The following is a 19,514-nucleotide window of genomic DNA, read 5'->3' as shown; positions in this document are numbered from 1 at the left end:
CTCCCGCCGCGGCGGATCCTGACGTAGCGTGAGGCGATGAGCGCCCCACCGGCCATCTCCACCGTCGGCGAGCTGCGGGCATCCGGGCACGAGGCCCGGTCCGTGCGAGCCGAGATCCGCCACAACCTCCTGGCCGCCCTCGCGGCCGGCACCGACCCCTGGCCCGGCCTCCACGGCTTCGGCCAGACGGTCGTGCCGCAGCTCGAGCGGGCGCTGCTCGCCGGGCACGACGTGGTCCTGCTCGGCGAGCGCGGTCAGGGCAAGACCCGCCTGCTGCGCAGCCTCGTCGGGCTGCTCGACGAGTGGACGCCCGTCATCGACGGCAGCGAGCTCGGCGAGCACCCGTACGACCCGATCACCGTCGAGTCCCGGCGCCGTGCCGCCGAGCTCGGTGACGCCCTGCCGGTCGCCTGGCGCCACCGCGACGAGCGCTACTCCGAGAAGCTCGCCACCCCCGACACCAGCGTCGCCGACCTCATCGGCGACGTCGACCCCATGCGCGTGGCCGAGGGCCGCCGGCTCGGCGACCCCGAGACCATCCACTTCGGGCTCATCCCGCGCAGCCACCGCGGCGTCGTCGCCATCAACGAGCTGCCCGACCTCGCCGAGCGCATCCAGGTCGCGATGCTCAACGTCATGGAGGAGCGCGACATCCAGATCCGCGGCTACGTCCTGCGCCTACCCCTCGACGTGCTCGTCGTGGCCTCCGCCAACCCCGAGGACTACACGAACCGCGGCCGCATCATCACGCCGCTCAAGGACCGCTTCGGCGCCGAGATCCGCACCCACTACCCGCGCGAGCTCGACGACGAGGTCGCGGTCATCCGCCAGGAGGCCGAGCTCGTCGCCACCGTCCCCGACGCGCTCGTCGAGGTCGTGGCCCGCTTCACCCGGGGCCTGCGCGGCTCGAGCTCGGTCGACCAGCGCTCCGGCGTCTCCGCCCGCTTCGCCATCGCCGCGGCCGAGACCGTGGCCGCCGCCGCGCTGCACCGGGCCACGACCCAGGGCGAGGCGGAGGGGGTGGCGCGGGTCGTCGACCTCGAGGCCGCGCTCGACGTGCTGCGCGGCAAGGTCGAGCTCGAGACCGGCGAGGAGGGCCGCGAGCGGGAGGTCCTCGGGCACCTGCTGCGCACCGCCACGGCCGAGACCGCCCGGCACCGCCTCGGCGGCATCGACATGGCCCTGCTCGTCGAGGCCATCGAGGACGGCGCGATGGTCACCACCGGCGAGACGGTCAGCGCCCGGACCTTCCTCGACGCCCTGCCCGTGCTCGGTGAGTCCGACCTCTACGACGAGATCGCCCGGCGCCTCGACGCGCGGTCCGACGGTAAGCGGGCCAGCGCCGTCGAGCTCGCTCTCGAGGGCCTCTACCTGGCCCGCCGCATCGGGAAGGACAGCGACGGCTCGGAGACCGTCTATGGCTGAACGCGGTTCTCGCCGAACGCGCTTCACGCGGTACGGCGGCGGCGACCCGCTCGCCCCGCCGGTCGACCTGCGCGAGGCGCTCGACGCCATCGGCGAGGACGTGATGGCCGGGTACTCCCCCGAGCGGGCGATGCGCGAGCTGCTGCGGCAGGGCACCCGCGACCAGAGCGGCCTCGACGAGCTGGCCCGCCGCGTCGCCGAGCGCCGTCACGAGCTGCTGCGCCGCAACTCCCTCGGCGGCACGCTCGACGAGGTGCGCAAGCTCCTCGACGAGGCCGTCCTCGCCGAGCGCAAGCAGCTGGCCCGCGACCTCGACGACGACGCACGCTTCGCCGAGATGCGGATGGAGAACCTGCCGCCCTCGCCCGCCGCCGCCGTCACCGAGCTCTCCGACTACGCGTGGCGCTCCTCCGACGGTCGCGAGAAGTACGACCAGATCAAGGACCTCCTCGGCCGCGAGCTGCTCGACCAGCGGTTCGCCGGCATGAAGCAGGCCCTCGAGAACGCCACCGACGAGGACCGCGCCGCCGTCGAGGAGATGCTGCGCGACCTCGGCGACCTGCTCGCCGCCCACGCCCGCGGTGATGACACCACCGAGCAGTTCCGGCAGTTCATGGAGCAGCACGGCGACTTCTTCCCGGAGGGCCCGCAGGACGTCGACGAGCTCATCGACTCCCTCGCCGCCCGGGCCGCCGCAGCCCAGCGGATGATGCAGTCGATGAGCGCCGAGCAGCGCGCGGAGCTGGCCGCCCTGTCCCAGCAGGCCTTCGGCTCACCGGGACTCATGGACCAGCTCTCGCGGCTCGACGACCTCCTGCGCGGGCTGCGCCCCGGCGAGAACTGGGACGGGTCCGAGGACTTCCGCGGCGACCAGGGCCTCGGACTCGGTGACGGCACCGGCGTCCTCCAGGACCTCGCCGACCTCGACGCCCTCGCCGACCAGCTCGCCCAGTCCCACCCCGGCGCGCGGATGGACGACGTCGACCTCGACGCCCTCACCAGGCAGCTGGGCGACGACGCCGCCGTCGACGCCCGGGCCCTCGCGGCGCTCGAGAAGGCGTTGCGCGACAGCGGGATGCTCACCCGGGCATCCGACGGGTCGCTGCGCCTGTCGCCCCGGGCGATGCGCGAGCTCGGCAAGTCGCTGCTGCGCGACGTCGCCGGCCGGCTCTCGACCCGCGGCGGCCAGCGCGACACCCGGCAGGCCGGTGCCGCCGGCGAGCAGAGCGGCGCCACCCGGCCGTGGGAGTTCGGCGACACCGAGCCCTGGGACACCACCCGGACGATGACCAACGCCATCACGCGCGTCGCGTCCGAGGGCGGCGACCCGCGCGGTGGGATGCGCCTCGACATCCGCGACGTCGAGGTCACCGAGACCGAGGCGCGCACCCGGGCGGCGGTGGCCCTGCTCGTCGACACCTCGTTCTCGATGGCCATGGACGGCCGCTGGGTGCCGATGAAGCGCACCGCTCTCGCTCTGCACCAGCTGATCTCGAGCCGGTTCCGGGGCGACCACCTCCAGCTCGTCTCGTTCGCGCGGTACGCGCAGGAGATGGACATCGAGACCCTCACCGCGCTCGACGCCGAGTGGGACAAGGGCACCAACCTGCACCACGCGCTGCTGCTGGCGAACCGGCACTTCCGGAAGCACCCGAACGAGCAGCCGGTGCTCCTCGTCGTCACCGACGGCGAGCCGACCTCGCACCTCGAGGCCGGCGGTGACGTGTTCTTCGACTACCCGCCGCACCCGCGCACGCTGGCCCTCGCGGTCCGCGAGCTCGACGCCTCCGCCCGGCTCGGGGCGCAGGTCACCTTCTTCCGGCTCGGCGAGGACCCCGGGCTCGCCCGCTTCGTCGACTCGATGGCGCGCCGGGCCGGGGGACGGGTCGTCGCGCCCGAGCTCGGTGACCTCGGCGCGGCGGTCGTCGGCTCGTACCTCGACGGGCGCTCGCCCGGGCAGGCGGCGTTCGGCTCCTACCGCGACCTGTTCGGTGGCCGCGGCTTCTGGGCCGGTTGAGACCAGCCACGATGACCGGTCTGGAGGCGGTCTACCGCGACTACCTGACGGCCCTCGACGAGCGCCGCTTCGACGAGCTGGGGCAGTTCGTCCACGACGAGCTCACGTACAACGAGCGGCCCATGACCCGAGCCGAGTACGCGGCGATGATCGCCGACGACGCCCGACGCATCCCCGACCTGCGCTTCCACGCCCGGCTCGTCGTCGTCTCGGGTGACGTCCTCGCCTGCCGCCTGTGGTTCGCGTGCACGCCCGAGCGGGAGTTCGCCGGCGTGGCCCCGACCGGCGTCCCGGTGTCGTTCGCGGAGCACGTCTTCTACCGGTTCCGCGAGCGTCGCATCGAGAAGGTGTGGTCGCTGGTCGACCTCGACTCCTTCCGCGCGCAGGCGGCCGGCCGCACCGAGCCCTGACCCGGCACACCCTGCCGACCGCCGCCGGCCGGGGTCATGGACGACGGGTCGGCTCGCGCAGCCGGCGCCGCTCCACCGCGCTCGTCGCGGTCACGACGCTCAGGGGCGGAACGTCCTTGGCGACCACCGCTCCGGCTCCGACCACCGACCCCCGCCCGACCGTGACGCCCGGGCAGATGGTCGCCCCCGCCCCGACCCAGACGTCGTCCTCGAGCACGATCGGGGCGTGCGTGATGGCCTCGAAGCGCTCGTCGACCTCGACCGGGTGTCCGGCCGTCGTCAGCGTGACCCGCGGCCCGATGAGCACCCGGTCGCCGATCGTGATGCCGCCGAGGTCGAGCAGGTAGCAGCCCTGGTTGACGAAGACCTTCTCGCCGAACGTGGTCCGCAGCCCGTGGTCGCAGAAGAAGGGCGGCAGCACGGTGAGGCTGTCGGGGACCGCGCCGGCGAGGATCTCGCCGAGGAGGGCGCGGCGGCCGTCGAGGTCGTCGAGGGGCAGGGCGTTGAGACGGGCGGTCAGGGACATCACGACGCCGACCCGCTGCGCGAAGGCTCGCGACTCGGGGGTTCCGGTGGGAAGGCGTTGCTCGTCGCGCACGCGTCGATGCTGCCACGCCGTCCCGACGGGACCGGTCGGCCGCTCCACCCTTCCGCGCGGCCCCTCGCTGCGCGACCATGGAGCCGGCCCGCGACGACGCGCGGCCGAGGCGAGGAGAAGCGATGGCCACCACCGGACAGGGGACCGCCGAGGACCCGTGGGTCCTGACGACGGCCCCGGGCACCTCCGAGTACCGGATGCACCGCGACGACACGGCCGACCCGCCGCTGCTCGTCTGCCAGGTCGGCTCGACCCGGCTCACCTACCTCGCCCGCGCGGTCGACGACCTGCATGCCATGCTGCGCGACGCCGGCGACTGGGTGCCGCTCGGCGCCGCCGACGAGCAGAAGACCGCGGCCGACGGCACGGTCGAGGCCTGGGGCCGCGCGCAGGACAACCCGGCCGGCGGCTGGTACGGGCAGCGCAAGGGCTACCGCGGCCGGTTCGGGATGTACCTGCCGCCGCTGCTCGAGGCCCTCGGTCTCGTCGAGCTCGAGCACAACGCGCGCAACAACCGCGTCCGCGCGCTCTGAGCCGCGTCGCGACCGACGTCCCGCGCAGCCGTCAGCGGTAGGTCTTGCAGTAGACCGTGGTCACGTAGTGGTAGACCGAGCCGCGCTTCTCGTAGACCTTGTCGTGCCACTGCACCGTGCCCCACTGGCCGGGGAGACGGGTGCTCGTCGACCCCGCGTTGGCGACCTTGTAGTTAGCCGTTCTTCGTCCACACCTGGACGTCGAGCGAGGACGAGAACAGGTAGCGGCTGCTTCCGTTGTTCGTCACGTTCGAGGAGAACGTCGTCGGCCCGAGGACGACGCCGTCGGTGACCGTGGCCTGGCGGTACTTCGAGACCCCGCCGTAGGTCGTCGAGCAGCCGATCGCCTGTGTGGCCGCAGAGGCCGGCGAGGCCACGAGCGTCACGGGCAGCACTGCGGCCACGGCGGCCACTGCGCTCCGGGTGAGCAGGGTGGATCGGTTCATGGTGTGTCCCCTCCGTGTGGTCCCGGGTCCTCCCCGCGGGCTCGGACGCACAGGCTAGCGGGCTCGGACCCGGCCTCCGACCCCGAGGACCGACTGATTGCCCAGAACCCACCCCGGGAGGCCGTTCCGGGCCGTCCCGAGGTGGGTTCTGGGCAATGAGTGGCGGTGCGCCGGAGGTCAGCTCACCGCGTCGAGCGCGTCGACCAGCCCCTCACCGAAGTAGCTGTTGTCGCTCGTCGGCCCGACGCACGGGACGCCCGCCGTCGCGGCCGAGCAGGCCTTGTCGTCGGCCTGCCGGCGCAGCCGGTCGATCATCTTCGCCGGCTTCCACGAGGGGTGGGCCGACTTCATGAGCGCGAGCACACCGGCCACGTGCGGCGAGGCCATCGAGGTACCGCTCTTCAGGCCGTAGCCGTTGCCGACGACGACGGTCGAGAGGATGCGCGAGCCGGGGGCCGCGACGTCGATGACGCCCAGACCGCGGTTCGAGAAGCTCGACAGTCGGCTGCCCAGCGTGTCGGTCGGGAAGCGCTCGACCGACGAGACCGTCACGACGCCGTCGAGCTCGGTCGGGATGTCGCTGCAGGTGTTGTTGAGCGTCCGGGTGACCGGGGTCCCGTCGTCGGGGCTGCCGGTGTCGGTCAGCAGGGTCTTGTCCGACAGGTCCTTGCCCGAGTTGCCGGCCGCGGCCGCGTGGACCACGCCCTGCTTGGTCGACCAGGTGACCGCGCGGCGCACGGCCTCCTTGGCGGCGTGCTGGTCGGGCTGGTCGTCGCAGTAGAACTCGAACGGGTCGACGTAGTAGCTGTTGTTCGTGACGTCCATGTGCTTCAGGCCCGCCTCGACGAAGCCGCAGACGGCGTACTCGGGGTAGATGAAGCCGTCGTCGTTGACGACCTTGACCGACGCGAGGCGCACGTTCGGGGCGACGCCGACGATGCCGACGCCGTTGCGGGCGGCCGCGATGGTGCCGGCCACGTGGGTGCCGTGGTCGCTCGTCGTGGGCTCCCAGCCGGTCCGGCTCGGGCGGCCGGAGTCGGTGCAGTTGACCGACTTCTTGACGTCGATGTTGGCGACGAGGTCCGGGTGGTCGGGGTCGATGCCGCTGTCGAGCACACCGACGAGCACCTTGCGCGACCCGTCGGTGATGTCGTGGGCGTGGTCGGCCTTGATCATCTGCATGTCCCACTGCTCGACCTCGCGCGGGTCGGTGGGAACCGGCTGGCTCCACCGCGACTCGACGTCGGCGGCCTTCCGGGCGGTCCGGGCGTCCTTCGCCGCAGCCGTGCTGCGCGCGGACGCCCCGGCGGCGGGCGCGACCTCGGACACGGGGACGGTGCGCGAGGCACCGACCGACTCGAGCGCCTTGCCGGCGGACTTCGCGACGTCGGCCCGGAACGCGGCCCGGTCGGAGTGCGCGACGACGACGCCGATCTGCGGCCAGGCCTGGACGACCACGCCGCCGGAGCGCTCCACGGCCCGGGTCACCAGCCTGGTCTGGCCGGGGTTGGCGTGCTTCGCGTTGAGGACGTAGCTGAAGACCTCGCCGTCGGGGGTGACGATCGGCACCGGGGTCGAGGGCGGCTCGGCGGCGGTGGGGGCGGCCGAGGCGGTCCCGGTGGTGAGTGCTCCGGCGAGGGCGACGGTGGTCGCCGCCGCCACGGCCATGCGGCGCAGGTGGGTGGGTCTGGGCACGGGTGGTCCTCCTGGTACGGGCCGGTGGGCCCTTCGGTGTGGGCCCCGCGATCATCACCCGCGACGGGGCGCCCCGCATCCCGGGGCGGCAACCACCCGGGTCACCCCGCCGCCACCGGGCCCACCCGTCAGGCGAAGCGGCGGTGGCTGGCCAGGGCCTCGCGCAGCACGTGGTCCTCGTCGAGCAGCGCGCGCCGGACCCCGGGCGAGAGGTCGTCGCGGCCGATCATCGCCTCGGACGCCGAGAGGGTCGCCGCCTCGACGACCGGCTTGGGGTGCAGGGCCACCGCGACCCGCGACAGGGCGTCCTCACCCATCCGCACCCCCAGGTGGGCGAGGAGGTCGCCCACCTGTGCGACGTAGGGACGCAGGAGGCCCGGGTCGGGCGCCGCCCAGAAACCGCGGGCCAGCTCGAGGGCGCCGTAGTTCGACAGCTCGGGGTCGTCGTGCAGCCGGTCCCAGGCCCACTCCTTCGCCTGAGTGGTCGGTCGCACGGCCCGCACCCCCAAGGCCGCCAGCGACCCGGCGAGCGAGCGGTCGGCCTCCTCGGCGGCGGTGAGGGTGGCGTCGTCGAGCGCGTCGAGGGCGGAGAGCCGGCGCAGCACGAGCCAGCGGAAGTCGTCGTCGCCGGCGAGCCCCGCGGGCAGGTCCTCCCCCGCGGCCCACCGACCCAGCCGCCCGACGTCGGACCCGGAGCGCGCCCACACCCGGGCGGCGACGAGGGCCAGCGCGTCGGCGGCGGCGCCCTCCCCCGACGACGCGCGGTCGGCGAGCACGTCGGCAGCGGCCGCGAGCCGCTCGAGGGCCTCCCCGCGCTCCTCGGGGCGCAGGAAGAGCGGGACGACCGAGCTCGTGACGACGAGCGCGACCCGGGAGAGCACCGAGGCGTCGTCCTCCCGCGGCCAGGCGGCCTCGACGACGTCGAGCACGAGCCGGGGGTCGACCTCGGCCCGGTGCATCCCGCCGAGCAGCGAGGTCCACACGACGGTGCGGGCCATCGGGTCGGGCACGTCCGACAGGCCGCCGACGAGCCCGCCGGTGGTGCGGTCGTCGAGGCCCACCTCGGCCCAGGTGAGGTCGGCGGCGTTCGGGACGACGAGGGCGTCCGCGGGCAGTCCGGCGACCCCGGGCACCTCGACGCGGTCGCCGTCGAGCACGACCTCCCGGCGCAGCACCTCGTCGTCACCGACGAAGGCGGCGACGTCGAGCGTGTGCGGACGCGACGCCGGGTGTGCCGCAGGCGTGCTGCGGGTCAGGACCCCGTCGCGGTCGAGGGCCAGCCGGTCGGCCCCGGCCGTCCGGAGCCAGGCCTGCGCCCAGTCTCCGAGGTCGTGACCGGCGGCCCGGGCCATCGCGTCGAGGAACTCGGAGAGCTCTCCGTTGCCGAACGCGTGCGAGCCGAGGTGGTCGCGGACGCCGGCGAGGAAGGCCTCGTCGCCGATGTGCGCGATGAGCTGGCGCAGCACCGAGGCACCCTTGGCGTAGGAGATGCCGTCGAAGTTCTGGAGGGCCGAGAGGGCGTCCGGCGCCGGCGAGCCCGCGACCGGGTGGGTGCTCGGCGAGCGCTCGGCCGCGTACCCCCAGAGCTTGCGGACCACCCCGAACTCGACCCACGCCTCGGCCGACCCCAGTGCTTCGGTCGAGGCGCGGTAGGCCATGTACTCGGCGAAGGACTCGTTGAGCCACAGGTCGTCCCACCACCGCATCGTCACGAGGTCGCCGAACCACATGTGCGCCATCTCGTGGGCGATGGTGTTGTCGCGCTCGAGCACCTGGTCGGGCGTCGCGGCGCCCCGGAAGACGTAGGTGTCGCGGAAGGTCACGCAACCGGGGTTCTCCATCGCGCCGGCGTTGAACTCGGGCACGAACACCTGGTGGTACTCGCCGAACGGGTACCGGATGCCGAACATCCGGTGGTAGTGGTCGAGGCAGGCGCGGGTCGTGGCGAGCATCTGCTCCGCCTGCTCGCGCAGCGGCCCCTCGAGCGAGCGGCGGGCGTGCACCCCGAGCGGCACGCCGTCGTGCTCGGCGGTGACCGAGGCCCAGGGCCCGGCGCACACGGTGACGAAGTACGTGGCCAGGGGCTGCGTCGTGGCGAGCTCCCAGCGACCCGGCGAGACCTGCTGTGCCGCACCGTTGCCGACGACGGTCCACTCCTGTGGTACCGACACGCGCACGGTGTACGGCGTCTTGAGGTCGGGCTGGTCGAAGCACGCGAAGACCCGCGGCGCAGCATCGAGGAAGAGGTGGCCGTAGACGTAGTCCTCGTCGTCGGCGGGGTCGGTGGAGCGGTGCAGGCCCTGACCGTCGTGCCCGTAGGCCATCGTCGCCTCGACCTCGAGGACGTTGTCGTCGACGAGGTCCTCGAGCGGCAGGCGGCCGTCGACGAGCCTGCCGGGGTCGAGGGCGCGGCCGTTGAGCGTGGCCGCGTGGAGGGTGACCGGGCGCAGGTCGGCGAACGTCGAGGACCCCGGCACGTGGGCGGTGAACCGCACGGTGGTGCGGCTGCCGAACTCCTCCGGACCGCGGTCGAGGTCGAGGTCGACCTCCATCGCGTCGACGGTCAACAGGGCGGCACGGGCGACGGCCTCGTCGCGGGTCAGGGACGGCATGCACCCACCCAACCAGACGCACCACCCTCTCCGACCACCCGGCGGCGGCCCGCCGTCGGCCACCCCTGAGCGCCGCGGAAGGGCAGGTCACGATCCGGTCACGGCTCTTGCCGATCTTTAGTTAGTACTCTTTACTAACCAACTGTGAGCCCCACTCCCCGCCGTATCAGCACCTCGACGGCCGTCCTGCCCGCCGACGGGCGGCGGCAGAACCTCTCGCTCGTGCTGCAGACACTCCGGCGGCTCGGACCCACCTCCCGGGCCCAGCTGGCGCGCGAGGTCGGGGTCACGAAGGTGACGATGTCCGACCTCGTCGCCGAGCTGATCGGCGAGGGCCGCGTGCGCGACGTCGGCACCGCCGAGCAGGCCGGTCCCGGTAAGCCGGCCACCCTCGTCGACCTCGACCGCAGCGGCCTGCTGACCCTCGCCGTCGACCTCTCCGTGCCCGCCCGCCTCCAGGCCGCGGTCGTCGACGTCACCGGCACCGTGCTGCACCGCGAGGAGCGCGCCGCCGCCGTCGACGCCGGTCAGGGCCGCGGTCTCGACCCCGCCGTCGTCGTCGAGCTCGTCCGCTCCGTGCTCGCCACGGCCCAGCACCCGGTGCTCGGCATCGGCATCGGCACCCCGGGCCTCGTCGCCCCCGACGGCACGGTGCGCACCGCTCCCAACCTGGGCTGGACCGACGTCGCCCTGCGCGAGCTGGTCGCCGAGGCCACCGGCGTCCCCGTCCTCGTGACCAACGACTCCGACGCCGCCACCCAGGCCGAGCTGAGCACCTCGCCGGCGAGCCAGGACATGGTCCTCGTCCAGGTCGGGCGAGGTGTCGGCTGCGGCGTCGTGAGCGGCGGCCGCCTCGTGCGCGGCGCCCACCACGCCGCGGGCGAGATCGGCCACGTCACCGTCGGCACCGACGGCGGTGAGACCTGCTCGTGCGGACGCGCCGGCTGCCTCGAGACCTGGCTCTCCGTGCCGCGGCTGCGCGCCGCCCTCGACGCCGGCGACGACCCCGCCGCCGCCGACTCCGTCGCCGAGGTCGGCGGCCACCGCCTGGCCGTCGCCCTCGCGCCCCTCGTCGCCGCGCTCGACCTCTCCGAGGTCGTGCTCGCCGGCCCCGCCGCGCTCCTCGAGCCGGTCGTCCCCGTCGTCGCCCGCAGCCTCGCCGACCGGCTGCTGCCGAGCCTCGACACCCCCCTCACCGTCCGCCTCGCCACGTCCCCGGAGGACATCGTCCTGCGCGGCGCGGCGGCACTGGTCCTGTGGGACCGCCTCGGGGTCGTCTGACCCCACCCCGCACCCGGGTGCACCCAGGGGGCCCACCGCCCCTCGACCCACCGAAAGGAACCCGAGATGAATCGGCGCCTTCCCCTCGTCCTGCTGACGAGTGCGGCTCTCGCCCTGACCGCCTGCGCGAACGACGGCGGGTCGAAAGAACCGGCGGCCACGAGCACGGCCGACAACGCCGGCAAGACGGTGACCCTGTGGCTGGCCGGGGGCGACACCCCCGACGAGCTGCGCACCTACCTGACCGACACCTTCAAGGCCAAGACCGGCGCCACGCTGAAGATCGAGGAGCAGGCCTGGCCCGACCTCGTCACCAAGCTGACCACGGCCCTGCCCGACGCCGCCAACACCCCGGACGTCACCGAGCTCGGCAACACCCAGAGCCCGACGTTCACCAACGTCGGCGCGTTCCTCGACATCTCGGACATGTACGACGAGCTGGGCGGCAGCAAGCTGCTGAACTCGTTCGTCGAGGCCGGCTCGGTCGACGGCAAGAAGTACGCCCTGCCCTACTACTTCGGCTCCCGGTACATGTTCTACCGCAAGGACGTCTGGAAGAAGGCGGGCATCGAGGTGCCGACGACGCTCGAGCAGTTCAACAGCGACGTCGAGAAGATCGCCACCGACAACCCCGACCAGATCAAGAACTTCTCGGGCTTCTTCATCGGCGGCCAGGACTGGCGCAACGGCATCTCCTGGGTCTTCGCCAACGGCGGCGACCTGGCCAAGAAGCAGGACGGCAAGTGGGTCTCGACCCTCTCCGACGCCAACACGCTCAAGGGCCTGCAGCAGCTCCAGCAGATCCAGCGGTCGGCGAGCAAGGCGCCGGCCGACGCCAAGGACCAGTCGCCGTGGCTCTACATCAACGACTCCGACACGATCCTCGACGACGCGGGCAAGGCGGCCGGCAAGACCTCCCTCGCCGCGGCGACGATCATGGCGCCGGGCTGGGCGCACTGGTCGATCGGTGACCTGACGAAGAAGGACGGCAAGGAGGTCCGCACCTGGGACGACGCCAAGTTCGGCGTCTTCACCCTCCCCGGCACCGACGGCAAGCCGGCCCCGGTCTTCGCGGGCGGCTCGAACATCGCGATCTCGGCCAAGAGCAAGAACCCCGCCCTGGCCAAGGAGCTGATGAAGATCATCTTCAGCCCCGAGTACCAGCAGAAGCTCGGCGGCGCCGGCCTCGGCCCGGCCAACTCGGACTACGTGTCCTCGCTCGGTGACGACGCCTTCGCCAAGGCCCTCGTCGAGTCGGCCTCGAACTCCAAGCTGACCCCGGCCGCGCCGGGCTGGGCCGCCGTCGAGTCGGCGCAGGTCCTCGAGGAGTTCTTCGGCAAGATCCGTGGCACCGACGACCTCGCCGGGCTCGCCCAGCAGTACGACGCCAAGATCACCCCGATGCTCAACCTGTCCTGAGCCCCGGTGATCCCCGCCCCGGCGCCGGGCCACCACCCGGCGCCGGGGAGCCCGGGCCCTCGCCGCCCCCTCCCGAAGGACACCCCATGACGTCGCGGACCACCGCCCCCTCGTCACCGGCGACCGCCCCCGTGCCGCCGGTCCCCCCGGTCCCGAGCGCGACCCCGGCCCGCCGGAAGGGTCGCGGCTCACGACCCGGCGGCCGGCTGCCCCTCCTGCTCGTCCTCCCGACCCTCGTGCTGCTCGTCGCGGCGCTCGGCTACCCCGTCGCGTGGCAGCTCGTGACCAGCCTGCGCAAGTTCGGCCTCAAGCAGCAGTTCGGCGCCCCGCCGGAGTGGGTGGGCCTGGACAACTACGTCGCCCTCGTCACCGACCCGGCGCTCTGGGCGGTCGTCCTGCGCTCGGTCGTCTTCTGCCTCGTCACCGCGTTCGTCACCGTCGCGGTCGGCGGCGGCATCGCCGTCCTGATGAACGCCCTCGGCCGCGGGGTCCGCCTCGTGCTCCAGGTCTCGCTCCTGCTCGCCTGGGCGATGCCCGTCGTCGCCGCGATGACGGTGTGGATCTGGATCGTCGACTGGCGCCGCGGGCTGCTCAACTGGCTGCTCGTGCACCTCGGGGTCGACGGCGCGGCGGGCCACAACTGGCTCGCCGAGCCGCTGTCCTTCTTCGTCGTCGCCTCGACCATCGTCGTCTGGATGAGCGTGCCGTTCGTGGCGCTGAGCATCTACGCCGGGCTGACCCAGGTCGGCACCGAGGTCGTCGAGGCCTCGATGCTCGACGGCGCCGGCGGCTGGCAGCGACTGCGGTACATCTACGCCCCCCTCGTGGCCCCCGTGCTCTCGATCGTCCTGCTGCTGCAGCTGATCTGGGACCTGCGGGTCTTCACGCAGATCAAGCTGCTGCAGGACGCCGGGTCGGTCGCCAACGAGACCAACCTGCTCGGCACGTACGTCTACCAGCTCGGCACGGGCAAGGGCGACTTCGGCACCGCGAGCGCGGTCAGCGTCCTCATGCTCCTCCTCACCGTCGCGCTCAGCTGGCGCTACGTCCGCTCGCTCATGGCCCAGGAGAACTGATGCGCCGCTCCCGCACCTCCCGCGTCCTGCTCTCCGTGCTGGCCCTCGCGGTGTCGGCCGTCTGGGCCTTCCCCGTCTACTGGATGCTCAACTCGGCCTTCCTCCCGAACGTCGTCCTCCAGTCCACGACACCGACGTTCCTCCCGTTCGGCGGGTCGTTCGACAACTTCGGGGTGGTCGCCGGCGACCCGGCGTTCGGTCGGGCCCTGGGGGTCTCGCTCGTCGTCACGCTGACGACCGTCGTCGCGGCCCTCGCCGTGGCCTTCCTCGGGGCGCTGGCCGTCAGCCGGTTCCGGTTCCGCGGTCGCACGTCGTTCGTCCTCGCGCTCCTGCTCATCCAGATGCTCCCGGCCGAGGGGCTGTTCATCGCGCAGTACAAGATGATGTCCTCGCTCGGGCTGCTCAACCGCTCGCTCGGGCTGGCCGTCCTCTACACGGCGGCCGTCGTGCCCTTCACCATCTGGATGCTGCGCGGCTTCGTCGCCGGGGTCCCCGCCGACCTCGAGGAGGCGGCGATGGTCGACGGCCTGTCCCGCACGCAGGCCTTCCTGCGGATCACGTTCCCGCTGTTGGCTCCCGGGCTCGTGGCCTCCGGTGTCTACGCGTTCCTCCAGGCGTGGAACGAGTTCACGGTCGCCCTCGTCGTCATGACCGAGGAGCAGTCGCGCACCCTGCCCCTGTGGCTGCGCGGCTTCGTGCAGGCCAGCGCCAGCCGCGAGACCGACTGGGGCCAGGTGATGGCCGCCTCGACCCTCGTCGCACTGCCCGTCATCGTCTTCTTCCTCGTCGTGCAGGGTCGGATGAGCAGCGGCCTGGTCGGCGGGGCGGTCAAGGGATGACCCTCGAGGAGGACGTCACCGCGACCCTCCAGCCCGGCTTCGTCGGCACCGAGGTCCCGTCCTGGCTGCGTGACGCACACGCTGCCGGCTTGGTCTCGGTGTGCCTGTACGGCGACAACGTCGGACCGGACGGCGGTGTGGCAGAGGTCTGCTCGGCGTTGACCCGCGAGCTGCCGGGGGTCCTGCTCGCCGTCGACGAGGAGGGCGGCGACGTCACGCGCCTGCACTACCCGTCGGGCTCGACGTCGGTCGGCAACGGCGTGCTCGGGCGGGTCGACGACGTGGCCGTGACGCGACGGGCGGGTGCGGCCGTGGGGCTCGAGCTGGCCGCGCTGGGCATCGGCCTCGACCTCGCGCCGGTCGTCGACGTGAACTCCTCGCCGCAGAACCCGGTCATCGGCGTCCGCTCGTTCGGTGCCGACCCGGAGACGGTCGCGCGGCACACGACGGCGTGGGTCCACGGACTGCAGTCCACCGGGGTCGCCGCGTGCGCCAAGCACTTCCCCGGCCACGGCGACACAGTGGCCGACTCGCACCACGACCTCCCGCGCGTCGACGTGCCACTCGACGTCCTGCGGGGGCGTGAGATGGTCCCCTTCCGGGCCGCCGTCGAGGCCGGGGTCGCCTGCGTGATGACGTCGCACATCCTCGTGACCGCCCTCGACCCCCACCGACCGGCGACCTTCTCCCCCACCGTCCTCGGGCTACTGCGTGACGAGCTCGGCTTCGACGGGGTGGTCGTCAGCGACGCCCTCGACATGGCCGGGGCGTCGGCGCAGACGGGCATCCCCGAGGCGGCCGTGCGGGCCCTGGCCGCGGGTGTCGACCTGCTCTGCCTCGGGTCGGCGACCGGTGGCGAGCGCTTCGGCGAGGTCCGGGCCGCCGTGCTCGAGGCGGTGGCGTCCGGGCGGCTGCCGGCGGAGCGGGTGGCTGAAGCCGCGGCCCGGGTGCGCGCGCTGGCCCGGCGCACCCTCGTCGCCGGTGCGCCCACGACGGGGCCGGCGGTGCCGGACGAGCTCGTGGCCGCCGCCTTCACCGTGACCGACGCCGGGCGCGAGCTCGTGGCCGACCCCGCGCCGCTGGCCGTCGTCCAGGTCGGCTCGCGGGCGAACCTCGCCGTGGGCGCCGTCGCGTGGGGCCCGGCCGCCCTCGGCGAGACCGTGGCCGAGGCGGACGTCCCGGCCGGGGCGCGGGTCGCCGTCGTCGCCCGGTCCGCCGGACCCGACCACCCGGCGCACGAGGTCCTCGCCCGGCTGCGGTCGGCCGGTCACCGTGCGGTGCTCGTCGACTGCGGCTGGCCCCGGGGCGGTGCCGACGTCGAGACGTGGGGCGCGTCGCCGGCCGTGGCGCGGGTCCTGCTCGCGCTCCTGCGCGGCGGCACCGACGGCGGGCCGACCTCGTGAGGCCCGGCACCGACATCGGAGGCTCCGCGCCGCTGCCGGCCAGCGGGGCCGCGCTGCTGACGACCCCCGTCAGCGCCTAGGCTGGCCGGCGATGGAGATCCTCGTCAGCCCCGGCCCCGAGCAGACCGCCGCCCGTGCCGCCGACGCGGTGCTCGCCGGCCTGGCCCGGGTCGGCCGGCGCACCCCCGTCCTCGGGCTGGCCACCGGCTCCTCGCCGCTCGGGCTCTACCGCGAGCTCGGCCGGGCCGTCGCGCAGGGGCGGGCCGACTTCTCCGCCGCGCACGGTGTCGCGCTCGACGAGTACGTCGGCCTGCCGCCCGGCCATCCCGAGGGCTACCGGCAGGTGCTGCTGCGCGAGGTCTGCGACGTCATCGGTCTCGCGCCCGAGCGGCTCGCCGTGCCCGACGGCTCGGCCACCGACGCCGCGTCGCTCGAGGCCGCCGCCGCCGCGTACGAGCAGCGCATCCTCGACCTCGGCGGGGTCGACGTTCAGGTGCTCGGCATCGGGGCCAACGGGCACCTCGGCTTCAACGAGCCGGGGTCGGCGCTCACGTCGCGCACTCGGGTCAAGCGGCTGTCCTCGCGCACCCGGCGCGACAACGCCCGGTTCTTCCACGGTCTCGACGACGTGCCGACGCACTGCCTCACCCAGGGCCTCGGCACCATCCTCGACGCCCGCCGGCTCGTCCTCGTCGCCACCGGTGACGCCAAGGCCGATGCCGTCGCGGCCGCGCTCGAGGGTCCGCTGACGGCCTCGGTGCCGGCGTCGGTGCTGCAGTGGCACGCCGACACGGTCGTCTGCCTCGACGAGGCCGCGGCGGCCGGGTTGCGCAACCGGCAGTACTACGACGACTCCGCCGAGGGCCTGCCCGCGCACTAGGGCCCCCATCCCCTCCCCCTTCCCGCGAACGTGTGTGGAGACCGTCGGCATACCGACGGTCTTCACACACGTTCGGGGTCGGACGCGGGGGCGGATGCGGGGAGGCGGACGCGTTCCGTCCGGAACCGGTCATACCGTGGCGGGCATGGTCGACGTCGACACCGCCGCGCTCACCGTCCGCCCGCTCGGTCCCGACACCTGGGCCGCCTGGGAGGACCTCGCCGCGCGGCACAACGGGGTCTTCGGGGGCTGCTGGTGCACGTGGTTCCACACGATGCCGGCGGAGAAGACGCGGGACGCCGACGACAACCGCTCGCTCAAGCGGCGCCTCGTCGACGAGGCGCGGGCCCATGCCGCCGTGGTGTTCGACGGCGACGAGGCAGTGGCCTGGGCGCAGTACGGACCGCCCGCCGAGCTGCCGAACATCCACCACCGCACGGAGTACGAGGCCGGCCTGACCAGCCCGCCCGACTACCGCGTCACCTGCTTCTTCGTCGACCGGCGCTACCGGCGGCACGGGCTGGCCGAGATCGCCCTGCACGGGGTCGTCGACCTCGTGGCGCAGGCCGGCGGCGGTGTCCTCGAGGGGTACCCGCACGACCTCGCGGGCGCGACGAAGAAGGTCGCCTCGTCCTTCCTCTACGCCACGACGCGCACGATGTTCGAGCGGGTCGGCTTCGAGCTCGAGCGACCGAAGGGCCGGCGCAACACCGTCATGCGCCTCGTCGTCCCTCCGGCCTCCTGATCCCCGGGAGGAGCCGCCCGGACCGTCAGGGGTTGATGCGGTGCCCGTAGGCCATCTGCTCGAGGCGGGCGATGCGCTCGGCCATCGGCGGGTGGGTCGACATCATCCGCGAGATGTCCTGGGCCCGGAACGGGTTGGCGATCATCATGTGGCTCGCGTTGACGAGCTGCTGGCTCGGGGCGAGCGGCGCCCGGGCCACGCCGAGCTCGAGCTTCTTGAGCGCCGACGCGAGGGCCAGCGGGTCGCCGGTGAGCGTCGCGCCGTCCTCGTCGGCGTCGTACTCGCGGGTGCGCGAGATGGCCATCTGGACGAAGACCGCGGCGATGGGCGCGAGCAGGGCGAGGGCGAGCCCGGCGATGGGGTTGCGGTCCTCGTCGCTGCCGCCGCCGAAGATCGCGCCGAAGGCGAGGAACTGGCCGATCGAGGAGATGACGCCGGCGATGGCGGCCGCGACCGAGCCGGTGAGGATGTCGCGGTTGTAGACGTGCATCAGCTCGTGGCCGAGGACCCCGCGCAGCTCGCGCTCGTCGAGCAGCCCGAGGATGCCCTCGGTGCAGCAGACGGCGGCGTTCTCGGGGTTGCGACCGGTCGCGAAGGCGTTGGGGGCCTGGGTCGGCGAGACGTAGAGGCGCGGCATCGGCTTGCCGGCCCGGGTCGAGAGCTCGGCGACGATGCGGTACATCGCCGGCGCCTGGGCCTCGGTGACCGGGTACGCGTGCATCGCCTTGATGGCCAGCTTGTCGGAGTTCCAGTACCCGTACGCCGTGGTGCCGAGGCCGATGAGCGCGAAGACGAGGATGAAGATGCTGCTGCCGGTGCCCTGGGCGACCGCGAAGCCGATGGCGAGCAGGATGGCCCAGAGCCCGCCGAGCAGCGCGGCGGTCTTGAGGCCGTTGAAGTGGTTGTGCATGTCGGGTGAACGCTCGCGGTGGCCGGTTCGGTTCCGGGCTCAGCCCAGGGCGCCGAGCAGCCCGTGCGGCAGCACGCTGGTCGCGAGCAGCACGAGGGTGCCGAGCACGATGACGACCGTCGTCGAGCGGCCGGCGGGCGGGCCCGGAACCTCGGCGGCACCGGCCACCGGCTCCGGGCGGCCGACGAGCACCGCCACCCACCGCAGGTAGACGGCGATGCCGAGCACGACGGCGACCACCGCGACGGCGGCGACCGGCCAGACGCCCTCGGCCACCGGTGCCGCGACGGCGAGCACCTTGACGACGAGCCCGACGACCCCCGGGGGCAGCCCGGCGAGCACGAGCAGGGCCAGCACCAGCGCGCCGCCGGCGAGCGGGTCGCGACGCAGCAGGCCCCGGGTCGCGCCGAGGGTGCGGGCGCCGGTGCGGGCCACGACGGCGAAGGCGACCGTCGTCGCCGCGGCGTAGGTGAGCACGTAGCCGGCCGAGGCGCGCAGCCCGTCGGCCGTCAGCGCGGTGAGCGGGACGACGACCCAGCCGGCCTGCGCGATGGTCGACCAGGCGAGCAGGCGGACGGGGTCGTCCTGGCGGAGGGCGACGACGGTGCCCAGCAGGAGGGAGGCGGCCGTGGGCAGGGCGAGGAGGGTGACGACGGCCGGGCCGTGACCGACCGCCCCCACGAGGGCCTCGACGACGACGAGCAGTGCTGCCGCGGCCGAGACCTTGGAGGCCGCCGCGAGGAACAGCGTCGTCCCGAGCTCGGCGGCGGCGTAGGCCTGCGGGGTCCAGGCGTGGAAGGGCACGAGCGAGAGCTTGAAGCCCAGCCCGGAGACGAGGGCGGTCACGGCGAGCACGAGCACGGCCCGGTGGTCGGCGTCGGCCCAGGCGAGCGCCACGGACTCGGGCGAGAAGGCGGCGTCACCGGTCGCGGTGAGCCACAGCCCGGCCCCGAGGACGAGCAGCGCGAAGGACGCGAGCGAGGTGACGAGGAGGCTGAGGCCGCCGTGCGCCGCCGAGCGCGTCCCGCGCAGCACGACGAGGGCGACGACGGGCACGGTGGCGAGCTCGAGGGCCACGACCCAGGTGCCGAGGTCGCGGGAGGCCGCGACCGCAACGCCACCCGTCGTCGCGGCGAGCAGGAGGGTCGCGGTGACGCCGGTGTCGTGCACCCGCGGTCGCGCGTCGTGGAGCAGGGCGAGGGCGGCCGCGGCGGCGAGCAGGATG

Annotated in this window: 17 protein-coding genes; 11 read left to right on the top strand and 6 right to left on the bottom strand. The window is 73.7% G+C overall.

Annotation, left to right across the window (positions count from 1 at the left end):
- Positions 1-36 precede the first annotated feature (36 nt).
- Genes G7075_RS00685 through G7075_RS00675 form a run of 3 tightly spaced genes read left to right on the top strand, consistent with a single transcriptional unit; the run spans position 37 to position 3,852 of the window.
- The gene (locus G7075_RS00685; protein WP_166117914.1) at positions 37-1,425 is read left to right on the top strand and encodes a magnesium chelatase; all 1,389 of its coding nucleotides are present in this window, start codon (positions 37-39) and stop codon (positions 1,423-1,425) included.
- Positions 1,418-3,442 carry a VWA domain-containing protein gene (locus tag G7075_RS00680; RefSeq protein WP_166117913.1) on the top strand — a complete coding sequence of 675 codons (2,025 nt, stop codon included), beginning with the start codon at positions 1,418-1,420 and terminating at the stop codon, positions 3,440-3,442. Before G7075_RS00685 ends, G7075_RS00680 begins: the two co-directional genes overlap by 8 nt.
- 11 nt (positions 3,443-3,453) lie before the next feature.
- The gene (locus tag G7075_RS00675; protein ID WP_166117912.1) at positions 3,454-3,852 is read left to right on the top strand and encodes an ester cyclase; all 399 of its coding nucleotides are present in this window, start codon (positions 3,454-3,456) and stop codon (positions 3,850-3,852) included.
- 34 nt (positions 3,853-3,886) lie between these two features.
- Here G7075_RS00675 and G7075_RS00670 read toward each other — a convergent pair whose 3' ends face one another.
- On the bottom strand, positions 3,887-4,450 hold the full coding sequence (locus tag G7075_RS00670; RefSeq protein ID WP_240917793.1) for a sugar O-acetyltransferase: 564 nt from the start codon (positions 4,448-4,450) through the stop codon (positions 3,887-3,889).
- Between the two features lie 122 nt (positions 4,451-4,572).
- Here G7075_RS00670 and G7075_RS00665 point away from each other — a divergent pair, with 122 nt between their 5' ends.
- Complete coding sequence (locus G7075_RS00665; protein ID WP_166117911.1) at positions 4,573-4,983, top strand: DUF6855 family protein; 411 nt, start codon at positions 4,573-4,575, stop codon at positions 4,981-4,983.
- A gap of 173 nt (positions 4,984-5,156) precedes the next feature.
- On the opposite strand, the gene G7075_RS00660 is transcribed toward G7075_RS00665, so the two are convergent.
- From G7075_RS00660 to pepN, 3 genes are all read right to left on the bottom strand, one after another.
- A complete protein-coding gene (locus G7075_RS00660; RefSeq protein ID WP_166117910.1) occupies positions 5,157-5,429 on the bottom strand; it encodes a hypothetical protein in 273 nt (90 codons plus the stop codon).
- 177 nt (positions 5,430-5,606) lie between these two features.
- Positions 5,607-7,124 carry a S8 family serine peptidase gene (locus G7075_RS00655; RefSeq protein WP_371814142.1) on the bottom strand — a complete coding sequence of 506 codons (1,518 nt, stop codon included), beginning with the start codon at positions 7,122-7,124 and terminating at the stop codon, positions 5,607-5,609.
- A 128-nt stretch (positions 7,125-7,252) separates the two neighbouring features.
- Positions 7,253-9,736 (bottom strand): aminopeptidase N, encoded by a 2,484-nt coding sequence (gene pepN, locus G7075_RS00650; RefSeq protein ID WP_166117909.1) that lies wholly within the window; start codon positions 9,734-9,736, stop codon positions 7,253-7,255.
- A gap of 144 nt (positions 9,737-9,880) precedes the next feature.
- Here pepN and G7075_RS00645 point away from each other — a divergent pair, with 144 nt between their 5' ends.
- The 7 genes from G7075_RS00645 to G7075_RS00615 all read left to right on the top strand — a co-directional run bounded on the left by G7075_RS00645 (position 9,881) and on the right by G7075_RS00615 (position 17,379).
- On the top strand, positions 9,881-11,017 hold the full coding sequence (locus tag G7075_RS00645; RefSeq protein ID WP_240917792.1) for an ROK family protein: 1,137 nt from the start codon (positions 9,881-9,883) through the stop codon (positions 11,015-11,017).
- Between the two features lie 66 nt (positions 11,018-11,083).
- Positions 11,084-12,436 (top strand): extracellular solute-binding protein, encoded by a 1,353-nt coding sequence (locus G7075_RS00640; RefSeq protein WP_166117908.1) that lies wholly within the window; start codon positions 11,084-11,086, stop codon positions 12,434-12,436.
- 86 nt (positions 12,437-12,522) lie between these two features.
- Entirely contained in the window at positions 12,523-13,512 is a 990-nt protein-coding gene (locus tag G7075_RS00635; protein WP_166117907.1) for a carbohydrate ABC transporter permease, read from the top strand.
- On the top strand, positions 13,512-14,351 hold the full coding sequence (locus G7075_RS00630) for a carbohydrate ABC transporter permease (RefSeq protein WP_166117906.1): 840 nt from the start codon (positions 13,512-13,514) through the stop codon (positions 14,349-14,351). The genes G7075_RS00635 and G7075_RS00630 overlap by 1 nt, the downstream gene beginning before the upstream one ends.
- Complete coding sequence (locus G7075_RS00625) at positions 14,348-15,754, top strand: glycoside hydrolase family 3 protein (protein WP_166117905.1); 1,407 nt, start codon at positions 14,348-14,350, stop codon at positions 15,752-15,754. Before G7075_RS00630 ends, G7075_RS00625 begins: the two co-directional genes overlap by 4 nt.
- A 91-nt stretch (positions 15,755-15,845) precedes the next feature.
- Positions 15,846-16,634 (top strand): glucosamine-6-phosphate deaminase, encoded by a 789-nt coding sequence (locus G7075_RS00620; RefSeq protein WP_166117904.1) that lies wholly within the window; start codon positions 15,846-15,848, stop codon positions 16,632-16,634.
- A gap of 145 nt (positions 16,635-16,779) precedes the next feature.
- On the top strand, positions 16,780-17,379 hold the full coding sequence (locus tag G7075_RS00615; protein WP_166117903.1) for a GNAT family N-acetyltransferase: 600 nt from the start codon (positions 16,780-16,782) through the stop codon (positions 17,377-17,379).
- Between the two features lie 25 nt (positions 17,380-17,404).
- Here the strand turns inward: G7075_RS00615 and htpX are convergent, their stop codons facing one another.
- Positions 17,405-18,289: a zinc metalloprotease HtpX gene (gene htpX, locus G7075_RS00610; RefSeq protein ID WP_166117902.1), complete on the bottom strand. Its 885-nt coding sequence runs from the start codon at positions 18,287-18,289 to the stop codon at positions 17,405-17,407.
- Positions 18,290-18,328: 39 nt separating this feature from the next.
- Positions 18,329-19,459: a proton-conducting transporter membrane subunit gene (locus G7075_RS00605; protein WP_166117901.1), complete on the bottom strand. Its 1,131-nt coding sequence runs from the start codon at positions 19,457-19,459 to the stop codon at positions 18,329-18,331.
- Positions 19,460-19,514: the final 55 nt, after the last annotated feature.

Source organism: Phycicoccus sp. HDW14 (assembly GCF_011383005.1).
GTDB lineage: Bacteria > Actinomycetota > Actinomycetes > Actinomycetales > Dermatophilaceae > Phycicoccus.
The sequence above is the reverse complement of the archived record's forward strand: the minus strand, read 5'-3'. Positions and strand labels throughout refer to the sequence as shown.